The sequence below is a fragment of the Candidatus Eremiobacterota bacterium genome (genome assembly GCA_031082125.1).
GTDB lineage: Bacteria > Vulcanimicrobiota > CADAWZ01 > CADAWZ01 > Ess09-12 > Ess09-12.
The window spans coordinates 170191-193125 of sequence record JAVHLM010000003.1 but is presented as its reverse complement, the minus strand read 5'-3'; the positions used below and the strand labels follow the sequence as shown (position 1 = coordinate 193125).

Genomic DNA, 22935 nt, shown 5'->3' with positions numbered 1-22935 from the left:
TGGTATGATGGATGGCAGCGTATTCGATAATATGAGAGCTCTCTGGTGCTCACCAGACTCGCCTTTGAGCCTTCTGTTCATATTTTTATGGGGAAGCCTCTGGGGAAGCTTTATCAATGTCTGCATTTACCGCCTGCCTCTCAGCCGTTCGATTGTCTTTCCTGGATCATCATGCCCCTCCTGCGGGCAGCCAATCCTATGGTGGCAGAATATCCCGCTCCTGAGCTATCTCATGCTGGGGGCGAAGTGCCATTACTGTTACCGCCACATATCGTGGAGATATCCTCTCATAGAGCTTCTCACCGCCTGCCTGAGCGTCTTTCTTTTCCGGTATTATGGCGGTTTCACCCTGGAATATGTCTATTATTTCATTTTTACCGGCCTGCTCATCGTGATATTTTTCATTGACCTTGATCACTGGCTTATTCTTGACTGCGTGAGCATACCCGGAACCATAGCGGGAGTCGTGGGGAGCTTCTTTGTGCATAAAAGCAATACCGCTGCTGCTCTTTATGCTTCCTTCTTTCAGAACCCTCCCCGTCTGTCGGCAGCAGGGTGGAATGTGGCTGATGCCCTCGCGGGAATAGCCATCGGGTACCTCACCTTCTCATGTATCGCCTTCTTTGGAGCCCTTCTGCTCCGCCAGGAAGCCATGGGCGGTGGTGATGTGAAGTTTGCCGGCCTTATTGGAGCGTTCCTGGGTGGGGAATGGGCCCTGGTGGCATTCGTGGTGTCGTTCTTTCTCGGCTCTTTCTATGCCGTTCCACTCCTGATCGTCAGGATGAAGAAGAAAAAGGACCCGGTGCCTTTCGGCACCTTCATGGCTCTTGCCGCCTTTATCACGCTTATCTGGGGTGACAGGCTTCTTGCTGCGGTGTGCGAGCTTCAGTCTATGCTATTCTTTGGCTCTTCAATGTGAGTCGCAGTCCCCTGGTGCTGCTTCTCTGGCTGCACTGGAACCAGTCATCTTCCCGCTTTATCTCATGACAATCCCCGGGATGTTTCTGAAGCATCATGATGACCACTTCAAGGCGGCTCATGTACTACCATGTACATGATACATTTCCAAAAGGGACACATCCTGGATTCCGCCTGGCAAGAATCCCTTTCATGGTGGTGTTTTTTGCGGTCAACGGAGAAGGAGGCCTCCAGGGCATGAAATATTTGATGATCACCTTAAAAAAGTATGTCATGGCAAAGAAAAAATGTGATTTCATGAAAGAAGGAGTTTTCAAAATTCAATAGAATCTTTCATAGAATGTTCGTAGGGTATTGCTTGCATGCAACCTTGATGGGCATGAGGATTCCGGGGGATTTGGAAAGAAATTTTCAAGTCAGAATTTGGTAAGAATGCATTGAGAGAACTTAAAGAAGGGAGGTGAACGAAAAGAGATGGGATTTTTGAAGCAACTCTTCGCAAGGAAGGGAGTAACTGGTGGGTTAGATCTGGGGTGTAACACCATAAAGATAGTACAGTTAAGCACCAAGAGAGAGAAAGACTTTGAAATGACGAGCCTCGTCATCGGGCCGACACCTGCAATGACGATCAAGGACGGGGCGATTGTCGATCCTAGGGCACTGGGTGATACCGTTAAGCAGTTGATTATGAACAACAAGCTTAATATGCAGAAAGTAGTTGGTGCTGTTTCTGGCCAGTCTGTGGTCATAAGGCCGATCAATATGACACGGATGACAGAACGAGAACTGCAGCATGCCATTAAGTTTGAAGCAGAGAGATATCTACCCTACTCAGTTGCGGAAGCCCAAATTAAGGGAACTATATTGCGGAAGGACATAGAAGGTGATGAGAAATCAATGGAGGTACTCCTCGTTGCTGCGCCGAATGAGATGGTGAAAAACACCCAGGATGTCATAAGGTTTGCCGGCATTAATCCATTGGCCATAGACCTTGAGCCCTTTGCGCTGGTAAGGTCATTACAGATGAGCGTTGATCCCGATGTCTTTAATCAGACAATAGCTCTCATAAATTTGGGTGCATCGTCAACGAGCATTAATATTTTTAAGGGCGGTGTTCTGCGGCATAACAGGACTGTGCTCGTAGCCGGTAATAGTTTTACCAAAGCGATAGGGCAGTCATTGAATCTGAGTTTTGAAGAAGCGGAGAAAATCAAAAAGGATAAGGGAGTAATACGGGTGGAAAAAGATGCAACACCTGTAGCACCTACAACGATGAGGATTTTCAACGTGATAATCCCGGTTTTGACAGAGCTGATAACGGAAATACAGCGCTCGTTCGATTACTATCGCTCAAGATACCGAGGCGAATCAGTAGATGTAGTGGTTCTTTCAGGTGGAACAGCCAAGTTTAAAAATATTGATGCTTATATTTCTAATGAGTTGGGAGTTCAGTGTCAGGTTGCAAATCCATTGAAATCCATAAATATCTCAAATGTTCCGGGCTATACCCCTGAAGAACTGCAAGAGTTAGCCCCATCTTTGATGGTTGTCCTAGGACTTGCAATGAGAAGCATGGGTTAGGCATTATAATTTTGCATTGACTGACAAGGTAAATCAAGAACAGGAGGTGACTATATGGCAATTAAAGTGGATCTTTTGCCAACTGAACGCAAGAAGTTCGGGTTTGATCCGGTAATTGCAATCATGATTGTGCTCATAGCAGCATCAGTGGTTGTATTTTACTATTTTGGCGTTAAGTTGGAAAAAGATATCGAAGATAAGAGAAAAGATATATCCAAGGTTGAACAGGATATTCAGAGCCTCCAGCAGCAGTTGCCGATTATCGAGAAATTGAAGAAAGAGAACGCAGAAATTGAGACGCAGATAAACACCGTAAAGAGCCTTCGTTACGATCCGATAAGATACAGCAACCTGCTTGACGAACTCTCTTTTCTCCTGCCGAAGAATATGTGGGTAAGCAGTATATCAATTGAGCCGGGGCAGGCAAAGGTGGCGCTCTCAGGGGTTGCAGTTGAGATGCCGGGCATCAGGCCCCTCGAATCAATTTCTGGCTTTATGAAAGCAATCCAGAAATCACGCTATTTCAGAAGTTCTACTTTGTCGAGCACGGGACGGGGCTCCACCGCAGTGGGTGGAACAACTTATACAAGCTATTCATTTGGCATTGATTTGACCTATGATGCCAAGGCAGCAGAGCAGACCAATCCCCAGGGTGCAGAAAAAGGCCCCAGCGGCTTTAACGGCAAGGTGAAGCTTGTGAGCCAGGAAAGGAGTTGATGAGCAATGGCACTACCAACACCAATGAAGATAGTACTGGCGATATTCATTATAATCCTTATTGGTCTGGGGTTCTGGCTGGTGGACTGGCAGAAGAAAACTGCTGAAATAAAGCAGCTCGAGACAACCCTCAATGATAAAAAGGGAGAGTATGAGAAGAACCAGGCTCTTGTAAAGGCCCTTCCTCAGGAAACAGAGAGGAAGAAGCAGCTTGAAAGAGAACTCAAGGCTGTTATCCAGGAGCAGCTTACTCCTGAGACCGAATCAGAGTTCGTGCCATCCTATATTGCAGATATTGAAAGGCTTGTAGAGCAAGAGAGGACAAGGATGGGTGACCCCGATTTCATTATCAACAACCTTACTCCGGGAGCACTGACTACCGTAGGCGGCACTGCGAAGAAAGAGGCCGATACAGGACCTACAGCTCTTGCGGGCTACCCGACAAGAACATTCCAGATGCAGCTCACGGGAAGATATGCGACAGTCATCGATTTCCTGAGGCAGCTCGGTGCTCTTAAGCTGAAGAGACTTGTCACAATCAACAGGATCTCTCTTTCTCCCTCGGGTGGCTCCAAGGAAGGCGGATCTCCTCCTCTTAACATCACCATACCGATAACGGCATACCTGCGACAGGGAGGTGGGCAATGAGAACAGCAAGTGACCGTACTACTAAAAAGCTTATCATAAGAGTGGCGACAGGTATCGCGGTAGTACTGCTGGCCTGTGTCGTGGTATTTTCCAGCGGCTGTCAGCAGGGTTCGAAGCCCTCATCGACATCAGAGACGACCGGTGCTCCTGCAGCCACGGACACCGTCACTATTACCAAGGCATCGCCCTCACCGACTCAAGAAGCCGGTGCATTGGCAACGCCTGAGGCACCGAAGCAGGCTGCAGATGCAGCCCCTTATTCACTGACCAAAGGCCGCAGAGATCCTTTCCTGCCTTTTGGCGGTGCCCAGGTCGCGCAACCGACAACGCCCGTGACAAATGTCACGGCGGCACCTACGCAGAAACCTACGCAGCAGGTGAAGATTACCCCTGCTGCACCCGTTGGGCCGACTACGAAGCCAGCACAGGCTGCACCGGTACAACAGAATATACCGGTACAGGTTACCGGTACCTTCGTATCAGGCGGCAAGAATTATGCCATCATCTCTTCTACCAGCGGTGGCCCCAGCTTCATGGTGTCAAAGGGTGAAAAAGTGGGCGAATATACCGTGAAGAGTATTTCCGCAGATAAAGTGGTCCTTTCATGGTCCGGCCAGGATTTTGTGATCAAAATAAAGCAGTCGTCGGCATATCCTACTGCCGGCGGGAAATCAGGTCAGGGCCAACAGGGTCAAGAGCAACAAAAAAGCACATTACCGGCTCCTGAGAGGCCAGCGCAGCCGCAGGGTGGCGGCGCTCCTCAGATGGCACCCCCCCAGCAACAGGGTGGCGGCGCTCCTCAGGGTGGTGCTCCTCAAGGTGGAGGCGCCCCTCAGGGTGGCGGCGCTCCTCAGGGTGGTGCTCCGGGAGGTGGTACCAAATAACCAGAGTGCGCAGTAAAGCGCAGCAGTACTATTCAAATTCACAAATGACACTTTAGCAAGATTGAAAATAAAGTGGAAATTTGAACCAGATGATGATTCAACAACAGGAGGTGGAAAAGTCACAATGCTGAAAAGGAACGAAGGGTGGAAGAACATGATTCTCGGGCTTCTTATCCTTTGCTTCGCACTGGTACTGGTGTCACCGACATATGCATCGCCTGATGCGACAGTCAACAGTGTGAAAGTAATGGATAGGACGGGAACCATAAAGGTTATCGTTGACGCAAACGAAGCAATAAGTTATACTTCATACCGGACAAAGACTCCGACCAAGGCAATTGTGTTGGAAGTCTATCCTGCCGTGCTCTCATCAAAGCTGAAGAAGAGCATTGCGGTGAACTACGGCCTGATCGAGGATGTAAGAGTCATCCAGGCAACCGATAAGGCAAGAACAGTCAAGGTTATCATCAATGTCGTGTCGCAGCCCGATTACAAAGTAATCGCAGCGGCAGGGAGAAGGGGTTTCACTGTTGAGCTTGGAACAGCTATGATTTCCACGGCGAAAGCAACGACAGCCGTTGCGAAAACTACGGCCACCGAAGCTCCCACAGAACCCGTCACGAAACCCGCTGTGACGCCTGATAAGCCGGCTGCAACCCCGAAGCATACTGCCCAGGCCCAGCCCAGGGAAACTTATGAACAGCCCGCCTACAAGCCCGCGGCTCCCAGATATAAGCCCGTGGCAAAGAAAAAGGCAGAGGCTCCCAAAGAGAAAATGGTCACCATGGATTTTGTCAATGCTGACCTGATTTACGTTCTCAAGATCCTTGCGAAGGAGCTCAACCTGAACCTTGTTACTGATCCCTCAGTAAGCGGCGCAGTAACCATGACCCTGAAAAACGTGCCTGCCACAGGTGCCCTCAATCTGATCATCAAGATGAGCGGTTATGACTACAAAAAGGTTGACAGCACCCTTATCGTAGGCGACTCAAAAGTGCTTGACAAGATACCTTCAAATATCATGAAGGTGAAAAAGGGCGATGAAACCACTCAGGTCATTCCCCTGGAAAATGCGAAACCCGGCGATGTGCAGGGAGTGCTTTCCAGCAACTACCCTGATGCAAAGATTCAGCCCGATTCAAGGCTCAATGCCCTTATCGTGACAGCTGATCCCAACACCATCAAGCAGATGAAGACTCTTGCCTCGCAGCTTGATGTGGCTGTGCCGGCCCCTCCGCCGCCAAAGACGGAGATCATTCCTCTCAAGGCCGCTGTCGCGAGAGACATCATCGCTACCCTCCAGAAACTGGTGCCGACTCTTACTTACAACTACGATGAAAGGCTCAATGCCATCATTGTGACCGGCGATGATTCAGCAATCTCACAGTGCAAAGACTATCTCGATGAGCTCGATGCAAATCTTAAGCAGATATCTCTTGATGTGAAGGTCGTTGATCTCACCGAGACAGGGCAGAAATCATTCGGCGGCTCATGGGGTGTCGGTGGAACACAGGGCGTCCTCATGAACACCACCTTCACTGAGAGCAATCCCACCGGTACTGGTCCAGGCGCAATCAGCGGCCTGAGCTATACGACCGGTGGTGTGATCCCGATCACTTACTTCACCAGAAGTGCTCTTCAGATGTCTGTCCAGATCAATGCCCTTATCAACGCATCAGAAGCCAAGGTGCTTGCGGCACCCAAAGTGACGACCATCAGCGGCAAAGAAGCCACGATTCATATCGGTGAAAAATACCCCGTGGTATACTATGATCCCCGCGCCGGTCAGTATCAGGTTATCTATGTTGATATAGGCACGAAGCTCAACATCACCGCCACGGTACTTCCCGATGGCAATGTGAGCCTTCATATCAAGCCCGACATCTCCACCCTGCTTGACCTCATCAACAACCAGTATCCTCACACGGCAAACAGGACTGCCGATGTCTACATGAGAGTCAAGGATGGCGATACGATGGTGCTTGGCGGATTGCTGAGAGAGACCGAGAATGTGACCAAGAACCGTATTCCTCTTCTTGGTGATATCCCGATCATCGGGCAGCTCTTCAAGAACGAGACCCGTTCAAAGAGCAAGAACGAAGTGGTTATCATGATCACCCCGAGGATAATGGTTCAATAGCGATCTCATCCCGTATCAAAGAAGAGCAGGTTAATGCCTGCTCTTTTTTTTTGCCTTGGAACCCTTTCCCATGCAAAAGGAGAGTGGTTCCTGAAAGGATAAAAGCCTGCCAAGGCGAATCATCTTCATGAATGTGCAATGAAATGCGATAACCTCTTGTTTTCTCATGGATATCGATAAAAAATTCGAATCTGCAACCTGATAAAGCGGGGAAATTTGCAGCAAGAAGCGGAGAATGGAAGAACTCCCCGGAAAAATCCCAAAAATATAAGGAGCAGCATGGTTTACCCCGAGGTAGTTATTATGTATAATAAGTCAGAATAGAACTTGTAAGGTGGTGCAGGAGAAGTGTCCGATGAATTACAGGCGCTCCTAAGAGAAGCAGATACTTTATTTGAGCAGTCAGAATGGGATCAGGCCCAGGAGAAGTTTATCAAGATCCTTCAGAGGGATCCTCAGAACGAGGAGGCATGCTATAAGATAGCGAGGATCTATTCAATAAGGGGCCTTATTTCCAATGTGGTAAACCAGTATTTTCAGCTCATGGACATTCTCGAGGCAAAGGGCGATCTTGACCAGGCCGTTGAATTTGCCCAGCTGATCCAGATGATCCAGCCGGAAAATGACAAGGCGCGCCTTAAGATCATCATGATCCACAAGAAGAAGGGCAATATTGCAGAGGTGGTAAAGCAGTCCCTGCAGCTGGCCCGCCTTTATGTAGAGCTGGGGCTGAGTGATCAGTCGATCATGCTGCTCCAGAACGCCCAGGAATATGCTCCCAACAATCTGGACATCGGCCTTGAGCTCGCCGAGATGTATATGACCCATGGCCATATCCAGGAAGCGGCCTCCCAGTACAGGAAAATTGCTAATGCCTACCTTCAGAAGAACAATCTGGAAAAAGCGGCAGAAGCCTTCCGCAGAATGAAGGTAATCGTTTCCGATGATGAGCAGCTCCTCCTTACCCTCGGCAATATCTACGTGAACCTCAACCGATTCAATGAGGCCGAGGCAGAATACAGGGCCGTGCTGCGCCTTGATCTCAACAACGTGGAAGCCCTTATGGCCCTCGGGAATGTCTGCCAGCTCAAGGGCCAGTTCAGGGATGCCATTCTTGCCTTCAACAAGATACTCTCCATCAACCCCCAGGAGGTAAAGGCAAAGGAAAAGCTTGGTGAGCTGCACCAGGCCCAGGGCAACCATATTGAATCAATCAAGAATTACCTCTCGGCAGCCCATATATACCAGTCTATTGATGAGACGGAGAAAGCAATAAGGATTTATCAGAGGGTCCTTACCCTTGATCCGACGAATCCGACGGCCTGCAGGGAATTGACTAATCTTGGCGCCCCCCTCGTAGGCGACGAGGAAGACGAGCCGATTTCATCATATCAGCCCAGGGTCGCCCCCATTCCGGAACTGGGACCCACCATGGCTGAGCCACCCGTTGCCGCTGAGATGCCGGAACTGGTTCCGCCGCCGCCGGAAAAGCCCCAGTTTCAGCCGAAACCAGCCCCGGAATCTCCTAAGCCCGAGCCAATTGCCCCTGTACAGGCAGCTCCTCCTCCGCCCAGAATGGAAGCGCCTCCGCTGCCCTCTTTTGATACCCATTCGATGGAGATTCCTTCGCTTGATGGGCCCTCATTGGAGATCCCCTCGCTTGAAGTGCCTGATCTGGGGGGCTTTGACGTGCCTTCCCTTGATGCGCCTTCCTTTGAGGTGCCTTCCCTTGAGGTACCTTCTCTGGACACTCCTTTTTTTGAGCCGCCTCCTCTTGAAATGCCCTCAGCACCGATGGCGGGAGCACAGCCGAGTGCATCGCTTTTTGAGCCCCCCTCTCTGGAAATGCCTCAGCTGGATACAGCACCGAAGGGAGGATCTCTCTTTGACGCTCCGGGATTTGGCACTCAGGATTTCGGCGCCCCTGCAAAGGAGGCATCTCTTTTCGATACTCCTTCCATGGGAAAGGCCCCGCAGGATTCGCCTTTTTTTGAGGTATCGCCTCTTTCAGCCCCGCCACCGTCAATGAGCTCTCCCTTTGATATGCCGGTACCTTCACCGGCGCCTCAGGCAAAAGAGCCCTCATATTTTGACATGCCCTCAGTGACGGCATCAGTCCAGGAATCACCCTTCTTCGATGTTCCGTCCAAAAGCGCCCCGGCAGCTCCCGTGATGAATTCGCCTTTTTTTGATGTGCCACAGCCTTCGCCTCCCGGCCCCGCGCCAGCCAGTTCCACCTTTTTTGATACACCGTCCCCAGAACCGCCTCCCAGACCACAGAAGCCTCCCGCAAGGGAGCCCCAGGTGGCGGCAAGGACTCCTGGACAGGCAATGCCCAGAAGGGTCGAGGAGCAGGAATTCAAAGTCTCCTCCGAGCTCATGCAGCCCCGTCCTGAAAAAGTGATGGAACCCCTTACCGACGAGGAGGATTTTGACGAGAGTCTTCTCTCAGGGAAGAGCTCGATGTTTTCCCGTAAGGAAGCCGCCAGGTCCAAAGAAGGATTGATCCCCAAGGGAGGACTGGGTGCACAGAAAAAGAAAGGCCTTGTCTCAAGGGAGAAGACTTCACTTTTCAAGCCGCGCCTGAGCGGTGAAGGCGGTGAAGAGGAGAATGAGCCGGGAAGGCCTCAGCTGCGCTCCAAGGCGGGCGGTGGGAAGCCCACACTTTCTCCTCCCGGTGCGAAAAAGCCTCTTATGAGACCTGAGGCTCAGGAAATAATGCCGCGTAAGGAGAAAGGAGTGGAAAGGGCTCCACAGAGCCTTGAGGATGAATGGGAAGAGGTAATTCCCCAGAAGGGCCCGCCAAGAATGGAAATAGCCCCGCCAATGGATTCGTCTCCCGGTGATTTTGGCATGGAGGGCTTTGAGGCGACCGCGTACGAGGAAGCTCCCCAGGAAGAGTCAATGGGCTTTTTTGACTTTGGTGATGATGCTCCTCTGTCAACGGGCCTTGATGAGACCCCTTTTTCCTCCACGCTTGAGGATTTTTCCACTGTGCCCCTTTCGCCTTCTCAGCCCTTAGCGCCTCAGGCTCCTTCTGCTGCAGATGACATGTTCGGTCTTCCCCCCATGGGCGACATGGAAATCACCTTCCCCGGTGATACCTTTGGAGAGCCTTCGCAGCCACTGGCGCCGGGCCCTGCCACTCCCTCGTGGCAGCCGGCATCGCAGGATTCCTCCATTGAAAAGGTAATGGACACAAGAAGGCTTGATGAGGTGAGCCCCTTCTCCAAGGATCCGATAATTGACATCTCCATGCCGGGCTCGGCCTTTGAGATGCCTTTCGGTGAAGAACCTTTCGGCGCTGCGCCTCTTGAGATGACCTACGATGTCCCTTCAGGGGACTCGGCAATGAGGAACTCCCTTGGTTTTTCTTCAGACAATGAAGGGGTAGGCTTCGGAGAGGGGAGTAGCCCTCTCTTCGGGAGCCCCGGTCAAGGCCAGTCTGTTGAGGAGCCCATCTCCTTCTGGGATGCTCCCCTTGAGGGGTTCCCCCAGGACAGCTTCCTGAGCCCAGAGCAAAGCGCATTTGAGGTACCCGGCGGTGAACTGGGGGGACTGCCTGGTGCCGCAATGGCATCGCCTGCGCAGGAAGATATGCTCTTCCCGTCAGATCAGCCGCTGGGAGAGTTTTCCGGCGTGGAGACTGCCCTTGAGACAGGCGCTGCCGCCGGTGAATGGCATGTTCCCACCGACATCCCTCCTTTTGCCCAGGTTGAGGAGGCAATTGGAGAGAAGGTGGGCCCGGGGCTTATTACCGGCATCACGGTGCCTTTCCAGGAAGTACAGGAGCCGAAGATGTCAAAACTTGAAGAGATGATATTGAAGTTGAGGGATATTCTGGAAGCCGGTGACTATTCTGCCGCAATCGAGACTTACCAGAAGATTCTTGCCGATTACCCCGGGAACATTGACCTCAGAACGGAGCTTGCAGATCTTTATTATAACTGCGGCCTTACCGATGAGGCGCTTGAGCAGTACGAGATATTATGCCAGAAGGATCCCCAGAGGATTGACTACCTTCAGAAGCTGGCCACGATAAATCTCTGGCAGCAGAAGACAGAAAGAGCCGAGTCGGTGCTGCTCTCCATTGCGAGAACTTTCAAGGAAAGAAAGGAGACTCCCCTTTCAATTGAATATTTCCAGGCAGTGCTCGCCCTTAACAAGGACAATGTAGATGCCCGTGAGGAGATTATAGACATCTACCTGGAGCAGAAGACAGAAAAAGCCGCCCTTTATCATCTGAACGTGCTTGCCCAGCTCGCCATGGAGAATGTGGACTCGGCGAAATCCGTTCATCTGCTCAGGAAGATATTTGATCTTACCAATGGTATTGATGTGCAGCTCAAGCTTGCCGAGGCCTATGAACGGGCCGGTACCGTGGAGGAGGCGGTGAAGGAATATTCAACTCTTGCGGAGCGTTACAAGGATCTTGAGCAGATTGAGAATGCTTCCTACTGCCTGCAGAAGATAGTCATGCTTCAGCCGGGAAGTGTAGACGCCCATCAGCAGCTTGTGTCGTTGTACAAGAAAATGGGCGATGAGTCCAAGACCCTTGAAACGCAGTATTCCATCGCGGCACTTTTCATAGAGTCCGGCGAGAAGGAACATGCGCTCCCCATCCTGGAGGAAGTAGTCAAGGCAAAGCCAGATCATCATGATGCCCGTCACCAGCTCATCAACCTGTACCTTGAAAAGAATATGGTGGAAAAGGCTATGCATGAGTCACAGATTCTTGCAGACGTCTATTTCAAGGAGAAAAAAGTTGAACAGGCCGTCGATCTCTACCAGAAGCTCGTTGCGGCCGATCCCTATAATCTCGCATTGAGAGAGAGGCTCGCCCATTTCTACATGATGAGCGACAACTCGGAAAAAGCTCTCAAAGAGGTCCTCACCATCGCCAAGAATCTTACCACCATGGAGAACTGGGATGAAGCCATCAAAACCTATAAAAAAGCCCTGCAGATCGACGAGAGGAATACCGACACCCGTCACCAGCTCGCCATAATACTGCTGGAAAAGAAGGGGAATGTGAAGGAAGCGCTTCAGGAGCTCTCGAGAGTTTTTGACATGGATCCGGGCCATAAGGAAAATACCAAGAAGTATGTCGAGGTGCTGCTCCGTGAGGGGAAGCCTGAAGATGCCATGCGGGTCCTGGACAAGCTGATTGCCCTTGATGCGAGCAATGAGCAGTTCAGGCAGGAAATCGTTGATAGCTACCGGAAAAAAGTGGAGGAAAACAAGGATGACGTGCAGTCAAGGTTTTATCTCGGCATTATCTACAAGGAACTGAAGCGCCTTGATGACGCCATAGAGCAGTTCCAGAAAACGAAGAGAGCCGACGAGTACAACCTGCAGTCTTCAAACATGCTGGCCCTCTGCTTCGCGATGAAGCCGGGCATGCAGCCCATTGCCATCAAGACATTGAAAAAGGCCATAGAAGAGCCGAAATTCAGCGATGAGGACAAGCTGGAGCTCCGCTACAACCTCGGTATACTGCTGGAGAGCACCAATAAAATCCAGGATGCCCTCGCAATATATCAGGATATCTTCAAGGTGGATATCACCTATAAGGATGTGGCCCAGAAAATCAAGCATCTCAAGGAGCAGCAGCAGTCAGCTCCCTCCAAGGTCACGCGTCTTATACCCCGTGAGCCTGGATAGCGGGCTCTGATGGAAAAGGGAGACTATTGAACGAGCTGCGGGGAGGTTAGTATGTCAAGTAAAGAATTCGAGATGTTTGTCAAGCAGGGCGATACGCTTGCCACCCAGGGCAAGCTGGACGAGGCCGTCGATATGTACCAGAGGGCCCTCCAGTTTGAGCCTCAGAACAGCAACGTGCGCCGGAATATTGTAAACATCTTCATGAAAAAGGGTGAATTTGACATAGCGGTCCAGGAATACCTGAACTGGGCAAGAGCATGTCAGGAACGGGGTGCCCTTGATGATGCCCTCACGGTGTACCAGGAAATCATCGGCCTTGAGGGCCAGGCAGCCAAGAAGAGCTTTTTGATGGGGCAGCGCGGCGGCTCCGGCGAGCAGCTCAAGGATCTGGTCAATAATATCAAGGGCGAGATTTTTTACCAGATGGGCATGATTCTTCAGACTAAAGGGCATCTTGATGATTCAATCCAGTATTTGAGGGCCTGCTATGAATTGTCACCGCAGGACGCAAAGGTCCATATGGCTCTTGGCCAGGCGTACATGAAAAAAGGCATGGACAAGGAGGCAGTGGGGGAGTTCCAGGAGGTAGTCAGGCTTGCTCCCGCCGATGCCGCCTATGCTTACGAGATGCTCGGCGAGATCTACATCAGGGGAGGGAGAACCCCCCAGGGAACCATTGTATGGTTCAGGAACGCCGGCGAGCTCTATATGAAGAACAACCAGCTCGTTGACACCATAAGAGCCTTTGAAAGGATCCTCAATTTTGAGCCCCGCAACAAGGAAGTCCTCCAGAGACTCAGCGAGATCTATGCCCAGAAGGGCTCGGTGGAAAAGGCCGTTGAGTGCATCAAGAAGCTTGCCCAGATATATACCGAGGAGGGGCTGCTCGACAAGGTGGTAGGTCTCTATGAAAGGCTCAATGATATTGATCCCGACAATGTAGAGGTGCGGAAAAAGCTTATAGATATCTACCGGCAGATCCTGAAGATGGATCCCGGCAACCTCACGGCCCGCCATAAGCTCATAGGCCTCCTCCTCAACGATGGCAATTCAGAAGAGGCCATACCCGAGTTTCTCTCCCTTGCCTCGACTTACCTGGAGAAGGGGATGCTTGTCGAAGGCCTTTCGGTATGCCAGAAGATGCTTGACATTGATCCCAATAACCTCAAGGCGAACGAAATCCTGGGGGAGATCTATTACCGGCAGGGTCAGCACCAGGTAGCCCTTGACCAGTACCTCCACGTGGTGAAAATACTTCGGGAGCGCGGCGATGAGGAAAAAGCCAACTCGTTGAACAAGGAGCTGGTGGTAAAGTTTCCCGATCAGGTCGATCTTTACTACCAGGAGGCCATCAAGGAAAAAGAAAACGGCAATTTTGACAGCGCTCTTAAAATCCTGGAGAACATACTGCGCAACACCCCGGGATACAAGCAGGCCCTCTTTGCAAAAGCCGACATCCATGTCAAAATGGATGAATGGCACGTTGCTTATGAAACCTATCAGAAAATCCTTGAGCTAGAGCCTACTAATACCGATGTGCGCAAGATCCTTCTTGAGAAGTGCCTGGAAGAGGGCGATCTTGAGCAGGCGCTTGATGAGACCAAGAAAATCAGTGAGATGCTTTTCGGCAAGGCCGACTACAGGGAAGTGGAAAATATCTACCGGAAGATACTCGCTTTTGTGCCTGACAACATTGAGCTGAGGGAGAGGCTCTGCGAGGTGCAGGCGGCCCGAGGACACATAGAGAAGGCAATTAACGGCTATCTGGTGGTTTTCAACATATATCTGCGCATGGAGATGCTGGAAGAAGCAATCAGGATGTGCAACAGGATTCTTGATCTCTCGCCTGAGAACATGATAGCCCACAGGAGCCTTGGCGCCCTCTACAAGCGTGTGAACGTGAGAGAGGCGCTTGTGCAGTATTCAAAACTGGCACAGCTTTATCTTGCCAAGTCTCTTGACATCCCCGCCACCCTGATTCTCAATGAGATACTGGAGATTGAGCCCGAAAATATCACGTTCCGCCAGAACCTCATAGACATTCTTGTCAAGCAGATCCGCTTTGAGGAAGCAACGGACCATTACAAGTATCTGATGGTGAACTATCTGAAAGAGAACGAGGTGGAAAAGGCTCAGGAGGTGGTGAGGGAAATCATCGCCCTTCAGCCTTTCAACCTTGAGCTTCGCCAGAACCTGAGCCAGATTTTTCTTGAGCAGAATCATCTTGAAGAAGCCCAGAAACTTCTGGAGGAACTGGTACAGCTCTATCTTGACAAGGGTGAGATCTCCAAGGTGATCGAGCTGAATCTGAAGATGGCCGAACTGGTGAAGGCTCAGAGCAACATGAGCCTTTACTGGGACTACCGGGAGAAGATTGCCAGTCTTTTCTACCGTGACAACCAGGTCCAGAATGCCCTCAGCCAATACAGCGAGATAATAAAGGAGCTGATCCGTCAGGGCGATTTCGACCGCGAACGGGAAATCTTCACCATGGTGGAGGAGGTATATTTCAAGGAAGGTCTTGCCGATGAGGGGATAAAGAGCTTTGAGAGGATGGTGAGCGAGCTCTTCCACGAGGGAGTGATGGAGGGAGCGCTCTGCCTTCAGGAGCAGATTGAGAAGATGTATGAGCGGAAGGATGACTGGGGCAAAGCCTTGGAAATCCTCGGCTTTATGGCCTACCAGTACGAGGATCTCGGGAATATCTCCCAGGCGCTGAGGGTAAAAGAGCGGATCGCTTCTATTCATCTCAACGCCCAGAGCACCCAGGAAGTCATTGAGGTCTACTTCGGAATGATTGAGCTCCATCTCAAGCAGAGGGAGCTTGCCCAGGCCCTGGGGCTCTTTCAGCAGATCCAGGAGTGGAAGCCTGAGAGCCTGGATTTCATCTTCAGAATGGCTGAAGCCCTCTTTTCCAACGGCTTCCTTGAGGAAGCCAAGCCCCTTTATGAGAAGATCGTAGAGGCGGAACCCGGTCATTACGAGGGAATGACGAGGCTCGCTATTATTCATGCCAAGCATGGAGCCCTTGAGCTTGCCGTGAATTTTGCCAAGCAGGTGGTCTCAAAAGGTCTCATGTCCAGAATCGTTGAAGAATATAAGAAAGCGGTGCAGGTCGGCAATGATGAGGCTATGGCCCACATAAATCTGGGGCTTTTTTACGAGGAAATGGGCTTTATGGAAGAGGCAATCATGGAATACCAGAAGGCCTCAAAGGATCATGCCCATATACTTGAGGCCCATACCCTTCTTGGCAAGGCCTTCAAGAAAGAGGGCTTTACAAGGCTTGCCATCAAGCAGTTCCAGAGAGCCCTGGATCTTGATTTCTCTGATGAGGATCTCCAGGAGATCCGGTACAACCTGGGGCTCACCTACCAGGAGATGGGCACCATTGAGGATGCTCTTGGCATGTTCCAGGAGTGCTATGCTATCGATATCAGATACAAGGATGTGTCAGAGAAGATAAATGAGCTTTCGCAGATTCTCTCCGATTCTGAAGGGAAGGTCATTCCCTTCTCGGCTTATTCAGAGGATTGAGAGATCCACGTTCTTCCGTGCAGGAAAGGGAGTTTTAAAATTGTGATCTTCAGCGTTCAGGTGAAATCCTTAAGAATGGCTTGAGAACGCAAAATAATACTGGTACGAGGCTTAAAGATATGATAAGGAAACTATTCTGTCTAGTGTCCCTCTCTCTTCTCTCAATTCTTCCCGCATGGAGTGCCCAGCCTGCTCTCCCTCAGGAAAGTATCAAGACGAAATATTTCCAGCTCATGATGCTGTTTCTTGGGATATTCGTGGTACTGATGGTGTGGGAGCTCATTGACTGGTTCCAGAAGAAGAAACTTGCCGCCTCCTCGGAGGAAGCGACGGAAACAGTGAGTGTCGTCGAGGAAGAATCCAGCGAGAACGATCCCTTCAGAGCCCTGCTTAAGGAAGAAAGTGTGCAATTTGCCTCTTCCTCGCGCACCAAGGAAGTGGAGCATGGTGCCCAGGAACCGCCGGCAGTGGTAGAGTTCGCCCAGGAAGTAAGTGAACCGGCGGTGGTGCATGAAGAACGCCGTGATAAACCCGCAAAACGTGTGGTGCATATTGATGCAGCACCTGAACCGGCTGTTTTGGAGCCCCCTTTGCCTCAGGCGAAGGGAGAGGAGAAACATGCAGTGATGAGTGCCGAGGCCCCTCCCGGCGGTGAGGGCGGATGGAGGGATCTCATGCAGAAGGCCACTCAGGAGCCGGAAGAGAGGCATGCGGGCAAACCGACAAGGAAGATCAGGGTTGAAGAGGAGCCGCCGCCTCACCAGGAAGAAGCAGAAGAAGATGACCCCTGGAAGGCTCTTCTCAAGAAAAGCAAGACTGAGGACGATGTGGCCAAAGAGGAAGACAAGCCATGGTCGGTCTTTCTCAAGAGCGACAAGGGTAAGCGTGAGGCTCCGTCAAAAGCAAAAGGTGAGGCGGAGGATAAAGCTCCGCCGGTGGAGGCTGCTGTAGTGCAGGAGGAGGAAGAAAGCCCTCCAGAGCCATCAGCACCCGAAAGAGAGCCTTCCCCTCTCCTGCAGGAAAAGGTTTCCCCTCCTGAAGAGTCGCCCAGTGAGCCCACGCCCGCCCTCTCCATTGCAGAGGAAGAGGCTTATCAGGAGAAGACCGAAGCTGACGAAGAGAGAGAAAAAGCTGATACAGGCACTGTTGATGAAGCGGCATCAGAGACGCCGCCAGAGAAAGAGCCGGAGCCTGAGCCTGAGAAAGCGGCCGAGAAGCCGCCGGAGAAAGAGCCGGAGCCTGAGCCTGAGAAGGTGAAGACCGAGGCGCTGCCCAGGAGAAAGGAAAGTGAAGAAAGAGCCCCGACACCTGCTGCGGCACAGGAGGCAGAGGCACCATCACCGAAAAAGCCCCTCAAGAAGGTGATATCGCTTGCGGCGCAGATGCCGGAAACTGGCGATAAGCCCCCGGCGGGCAAGGATAAAAAGATCATTGGCCTCGCGGTGGACAAAAAGAAGGAAGATATTGCTCCCGAGCAGAAATCTCCTACGAAACCGGAGAGTTTGCCTACTGGTGTCAAGAAAGCACCTAAGATCATCTCGCTTGATGTCCAGCCAGATAAGGGAGAAGATGCACCCAAGAAAGCTCAAGATGCCGCTTCTCAGACAAGGGATGACAAATTCCTGGCCATAGAGGGTGCTCTCAAGAAGGCAAAAGAGAAAAGCGAAGAGTAGGAGGAAGCAAGGTGCTATTACCAAAGGGAAATCCCCTCATAGAAAAAATTACCCTTCCCTTTACCGATATCAATACCATGATACAGAACCTGGAGCAGCAGGGATTTACCGGATATGTGCTGATGGAGATTTTCAAGACGGAAGGCGTCATTTTCTTTTCTCACGGAGAAATTATAAGGGCCCTTGAGATTGAGGATCCGAAGATAAAGGTCCTCAAGTCGGCGCGGCTCATCAATAAAGTGAAAAGCAAAGAGGTCCCCGTGAGTTCTTATGTGCTCTCTCCCCAGATCGTGAGCGTTCTCTCCACTATTTTTGCCTATGATTACCAGTATAAGGACTATGAGGTAAAGAAAAAGGAGTTCAAAAAGGTTCTCAGTGCCCTGGAGGCTGATAATATAACCGGTATTCTCCAGGTGATCATCAAGGATGCAGATCATATGCTCCTTATAGATCATGGCAAGATTGTCACCGATAGTTTTGCCAATGAATATGGGCAGATACTCTGCGGCCTTGACGCCGTCAATTCCTTCCTGGATATCATTTTCAAGGAAGGGGCAAGGATAAATGTGCTTGCGGAAAAGGCTGATGAGATAGAGTTCAAAAAGAGAACGGTGCAGGAAGAACTCGAGAAAGAGAGGCAGCTCATTGCGAAAACCATGGGCGGCTTCATCAAGGCTGCCGACACGGTTAAGATAGAAGAACACCTGATGAAGGAATGGGGAATCAAGACTACCGCAACCATTACCATAGAGGTTGAAACTGCCGACGGAAAGATTTATACCCTCAAGACTTCCGCAGCCAAGCATCTTGGCGGTTATCTTTCCCTTGCCGGCCAGCTTATGAAGAAAATGAACGTGAAGGATGGCGACTTTGTCAATGTGAGGCCTATTGCGTGAGCAAGGGCAATGTGAAAGCGGAGAACACCATGTCTGAATTGAAGGAAATTCTCGAGAACTTCTGTAAAATTGAGGGGGTCCTTGGGGCGATCCTCTCCGATCCGGATGGGACGATACTGGACAAGACAATTGAGAATCTTGATGAGTTTGCGCCACTCGAACCGCTTCTCCACAGGAGCACTCAGATTGGCATCGAGGCGGCGCTTAAATTCCAGAAAGATGGTCTGAACCAGTCTTATATCGAGTTTGAAGATTTGAGTATCACTTCCGTGATACTGGCCAGGGGGCATATTCTCACCATTTTCACCTCTTCGGGGGTGAATCTCGGGAGAATCCGGCTGGAGATACGGAAAAGCAAGAAGGCCATTGAAGGCCTTACGAACTAAGCTTTTCTGCTCCAGGCTGCTCCAGGCGTCTCCTGGCTGAATCGCAGGCCCTGCGAATGGCCGGGCTGTGATAAGGGAGGAAATCAATTTTTCCGTGGAGAAGCTTGGCAGACAGGGTTGTCTTATCTCATAGTGGAGGTGTTCCTCATGCTGGAGCTGCAGATTGAGAAAATCAGCTCTCTTCTCTCGGATAATCCCGACGATGTCGCAACCCTGATGGCTTACGGCGAATATCACCTGAGGCGCGGGAGGCGGCTTGAAGCGCTTCAGGCATATCAGAAGGTAACCTGCATCAAGGAAGATATCCATGAAGCTCATCTCGCTCTTGCCAGGATATATATGCTCCAGAACATGCCCCTGGAATCTTACAGGGAAATCCTGACAGCCCTCGAGAGAGCCCCTTCAAACCTTGAAGCCCGCATTCTTTATGACAGGCTCTCTGATATTCTGCCTCCTCCTCATGAAGTGCAGGAAAAGTACGAGCTTTACCATGAGCAGGAGCCCGATCTTGAGGAGATGAGACTTTATCGTCGCCAGAGGGAGCTCGAGATAGAGATGCTTGACGACGAGATAAAGCACCTCGAACAGGCAGTAAAGGATGATGAAACTGATCCTATCTGTGAATATCATTTCGAGATGGCTCTCAAGCGTAAACACAATATTGAGGAGATCTTTCAGTACATAGAAAAATGGGAAAGCCATCTTACTCAGAAGCATGAGCGCGAAATGGAGGCGGAGCGCGAAAGAGAAGAGCACGAGAGAGAAGAGCACGAGAGAGAAGAGCACGAGAGAGAAGAGCACGAAAGAGAAGAGCACGAGAGAGAAGAGCGCGAGAGAGAAGAGCGCGAGAGAGAAGAACGCGAGAGAGAAGAACGCGAGAGAGAAGAGCGCGAGAGAGAAGAGCGCGAGAGAGAAGAACGCGAGAGAGAAGAACGCGAGAGAGAAGAACGCGAGAGATTAGAGCACGAGAAAGAACTTGAAGAAGCTCTCCGGGCACAGGCTGGAGGAGTCTCCGAGGCCCGGAGGAAATACTATGAGGAAATCAAGGATTCAGTCAATTCTGTGCTCCAGAGCCTTATCAAGACCAAGGGAGTCTCTGCGGTGATAACCCTCTCAAGAGAGGGCTTTGTAATAGACAGCATCAACAATGAGGCGATTGAAGTTGATGAGATAGCACAAATAGTGAAAAGCGGCATAGATGCCGTAGGCGAGTTCCGCCAGGACGAAAAAGGCAAGGCTTTTATTTACTGGGTCCTTGAGTTTGAACAGGGTCTCATGGTGGTGAGGACGGCAGGCCCATCACATATTCTTATCACTATCGCCAAGGCAGGGGCCAATTTTGGGGCTATGCGCTACAGCATGGAAAAAGGGAAAGAGACTCTTGAAGAACTGTTTGCTCATGTACCGGCAGAAGACTGACGTGAATAAGTAAAAAAAGCCCGATTCCAAGCATCTGACGCATTTTCTTTTTTGAGGTGATGGTACTGTCGCTCTCCGGGCGTTTTTTTGAAAAATCCATTCCCTGGATTCCAAGGATCGGGATTTGCCTGCTTCTTTTCTATCTCTGCCTGGATTTTGGCGGTCATCATCCCAGGCCCGAATCCCTCTTCAGGTTCTTTACCCTCGCTTTCGCCTCATTCTGGCTTCTGATCCCCTTCAGGGTCCTTCCGCCTTTCAGGGAGCTGAGACTCCCCCTTGCTCTCTTTATGGTCATTTCCCTGATTTCCTCGTTCTGTTCCTCCTATGTCCATGACAGCATCCTGGAATGGGCGAATCTCCTCTGTTATGTCCTTCTTTTTGTCATCATCTATGATCTCTGGAGCCTTGAGCAGTACTATCATTTTTTTATTCACTTTCTCATGATGGTCGCTTTTGCAGTCTGCTGCATAGGCCTCTTTTTTAAATACGGCCTCCAGAAGGAGATGGGAGGCCTCTATTCCACCTTTTATCAGATTGATGTCTTCGGCGGTTTCCTTCTCCTCTTTTTTCCGCTGGCCTTTTCGCTTTTTGTGAGCGCTTCTGATATGTCGAGGAGCATGCTATACGGCCTTTGCAGCCTCACCTTCGGGATCTGTATCATACTCACCTTCTCAAGGGGAGTGCTCCTGAGCCTTGCCGTCAGCATGGCATTCCTGGTACTGCTTGCGCTTTTAGGCAAGGTGCAGTTCCAGAGCAGGAGGAGGGTGGCTCTAAGGGCAGCGGCGCTTGCTCTGCTTATGTTCTTTATTCCTTATTTTCTTCCTCATGAAAAGGCTCCCGGCAAAAACCAGGTTGCCGTGCAGGAGAGACTGAAGCAGCGGGCTGTGGAGCTTGTCTCGGAAGGAGACATGTCACGGGAAGCCCGCCTTCAGTTCTGGAAAGCAGCGGTAAAGATCTCTCTTAAATACCCTCTCTTGGGAACAGGACTCAAGACCTACGGGAGATTCTATCCCCTCTATGAAGACGACATACGCCATTTTTCCAAGTACCCCCATAATCTCTATTTTCAGTTTCTCTCAGAGATGGGCTGGATAGTCTTTCTTTCTTTTCTCTGGCTCTTGTGGGCGCTTTTCAGCAGATATCTCAGACTTCTGGCCGAGATAAAGGAGAGGGCATTTCTTTATTATTCCTATGTGGGGATCGGTATTGGAGCATTGGGGAGCTTCCTGCACCATTTTGTCGATGTTGACTGGTTTTTCCCTGCCATTCCCGCAGTGTGGGTCGCCCTTTTTGCCTCAAGCATGGGGCGTGTCGTAAGAGGTTCCAAAGCAGAAGAGCACCATGCCGCTTTTCAGGGAGAGAGAGACGGAGATTTTTTCATCAAGGGGCTGAGCCGCCACATGGCAGTCCAGTTCGGCTTCTGTATTCTTTTCATGATCTGCTCAATTGTTCTTGTCATGCCGTACTTTGCCCGCCGTTATACCGAGACTGGCGATACGCTCCGTACCATGAACAGGACGAAGGAGGCTTTTGAATGCTACCGTCTTGCCGCTTCCATTGACCCCTATGACAGTGAGTTGCAGAGGAACCTGGCAAATCACTATTTCACCCAGGCTATGGCGCACCAGACCTCTCCGGAATATTTCAGAATGGCGGAAATGCATCTCAAGCGGGCAGTGGCGCTTGATCCTGCAAGGGCGGTGCTCCATCATTTCCTGGGGAAAGTGTACTGGGAGCAAGGCCGTTATGATGAGGCCTATGCCTGCTTCTTAAAAGCCCTCAGGCTCGATCCCGTTAACTACCCGAGCTTCTATAATGACAGCGCTGCCTGTGCCATCAGCCGGAAGAATTTTGATGAAGCTGAAAGAATCTATCGTGATGCCATAAAGAGATTTCCCCCCGATACCCTCGAGCGCTTCTGGTTTTTCAGACGCGACCCCACAAAGCTCCAGCTCTCAGACACTTACCTGGGCCTGGCGAATATATACCTGAAGAAAAAGGAATACCGGGAGGCCATAGCCCTCCTTGAGACATCCCTGAAGCTGAACAAGGAGAATGCATCGGCACTTTTTGCCGCCGGCTACGGCTTCTACCAGCTTGGCGACAATCTGCAGGCTATAGGCAACCTGACCCTTGCATCTGAGAAGGATCCCTCTTTCCCGCTTACCTACCTGTTTCTGGGATATGCTTTTGAAAAGATGGGACAGAATAAAAAGGCAGGGGAGTACATCGACAAAGCCCTGAAGCTTGATCCGGAGCTCAGGCAGAAGGCACCGCCAAAATAATTAAGCGGTACCTCATAGGATATTGCCCCCTGCCTGCAGAAGGATAAGGTACCTTACATGCACAAGGGGTAGAAAGAATGCCACTGAGGCAGCTTCAGCTTTTTGCTCACCATCCTGAGTTCCTCTGGGAATCAATGAAAGGTTTCTTTCAGAAAAAGGGGGGGGCGAGGTGGCACTATTGGATCTC

General features: G+C 50.8%; 14 protein-coding genes. All 14 read left to right on the top strand.

Translation table 11 applies throughout. The features are described 5' to 3' along the window. The first annotated feature begins 4 nt into the window (after nt 1–4). Nucleotides 5–919: a prepilin peptidase gene (locus tag RDV48_04895; protein ID MDQ7822113.1), complete on the top strand. Its 915-nt coding sequence runs from the start codon at nt 5–7 to the stop codon at nt 917–919. Nucleotides 920–1038: 119 nt separating this feature from the next. After that, complete coding sequence (locus RDV48_04890; protein ID MDQ7822112.1) at nt 1039–1245, top strand: hypothetical protein; 207 nt, start codon at nt 1039–1041, stop codon at nt 1243–1245. 147 nt (nt 1246–1392) lie between these two features. Next, nucleotides 1393–2499: a type IV pilus assembly protein PilM gene (pilM, locus tag RDV48_04885; GenBank protein ID MDQ7822111.1), complete on the top strand. Its 1107-nt coding sequence runs from the start codon at nt 1393–1395 to the stop codon at nt 2497–2499. A gap of 54 nt (nt 2500–2553) precedes the next feature. Beyond that, nucleotides 2554–3216: a PilN domain-containing protein gene (locus RDV48_04880; protein MDQ7822110.1), complete on the top strand. Its 663-nt coding sequence runs from the start codon at nt 2554–2556 to the stop codon at nt 3214–3216. A gap of 6 nt (nt 3217–3222) precedes the next feature. Continuing rightward, nucleotides 3223–3864 carry a hypothetical protein gene (locus RDV48_04875; protein MDQ7822109.1) on the top strand — a complete coding sequence of 214 codons (642 nt, stop codon included), beginning with the start codon at nt 3223–3225 and terminating at the stop codon, nt 3862–3864. Next, nucleotides 3861–4748, top strand: coding sequence for a hypothetical protein (locus RDV48_04870; GenBank protein ID MDQ7822108.1), 888 nt, complete (start codon nt 3861–3863; stop codon nt 4746–4748). Before RDV48_04875 ends, RDV48_04870 begins: the two co-directional genes overlap by 4 nt. Before the next feature lie 124 nt (nt 4749–4872). After that, nucleotides 4873–6888: a secretin N-terminal domain-containing protein gene (locus tag RDV48_04865; protein ID MDQ7822107.1), complete on the top strand. Its 2016-nt coding sequence runs from the start codon at nt 4873–4875 to the stop codon at nt 6886–6888. Between the two features lie 348 nt (nt 6889–7236). Beyond that, nucleotides 7237–12552, top strand: a complete 5316-nt coding sequence (locus RDV48_04860) for a tetratricopeptide repeat protein (GenBank protein ID MDQ7822106.1) — start codon at nt 7237–7239, stop codon at nt 12550–12552. 51 nt (nt 12553–12603) lie between these two features. Then, on the top strand, nt 12604–16089 hold the full coding sequence (locus RDV48_04855) for a tetratricopeptide repeat protein (protein MDQ7822105.1): 3486 nt from the start codon (nt 12604–12606) through the stop codon (nt 16087–16089). 119 nt (nt 16090–16208) lie between these two features. Then, nucleotides 16209–17762 (top strand): hypothetical protein, encoded by a 1554-nt coding sequence (locus RDV48_04850; protein MDQ7822104.1) that lies wholly within the window; start codon nt 16209–16211, stop codon nt 17760–17762. Nucleotides 17763–17773: 11 nt separating this feature from the next. Further along, nucleotides 17774–18658 (top strand): hypothetical protein, encoded by an 885-nt coding sequence (locus tag RDV48_04845; protein ID MDQ7822103.1) that lies wholly within the window; start codon nt 17774–17776, stop codon nt 18656–18658. Nucleotides 18659–18687: 29 nt separating this feature from the next. Further along, nucleotides 18688–19044 carry a hypothetical protein gene (locus RDV48_04840; GenBank protein ID MDQ7822102.1) on the top strand — a complete coding sequence of 119 codons (357 nt, stop codon included), beginning with the start codon at nt 18688–18690 and terminating at the stop codon, nt 19042–19044. Nucleotides 19045–19191: 147 nt separating this feature from the next. Next, the gene (locus RDV48_04835) at nt 19192–20463 is read left to right on the top strand and encodes a hypothetical protein (GenBank protein MDQ7822101.1); all 1272 of its coding nucleotides are present in this window, start codon (nt 19192–19194) and stop codon (nt 20461–20463) included. A 59-nt stretch (nt 20464–20522) separates the two neighbouring features. Further along, nucleotides 20523–22748, top strand: coding sequence for a tetratricopeptide repeat protein (locus tag RDV48_04830; protein ID MDQ7822100.1), 2226 nt, complete (start codon nt 20523–20525; stop codon nt 22746–22748). The last annotated feature ends 187 nt before the right edge of the window (nt 22749–22935 follow it).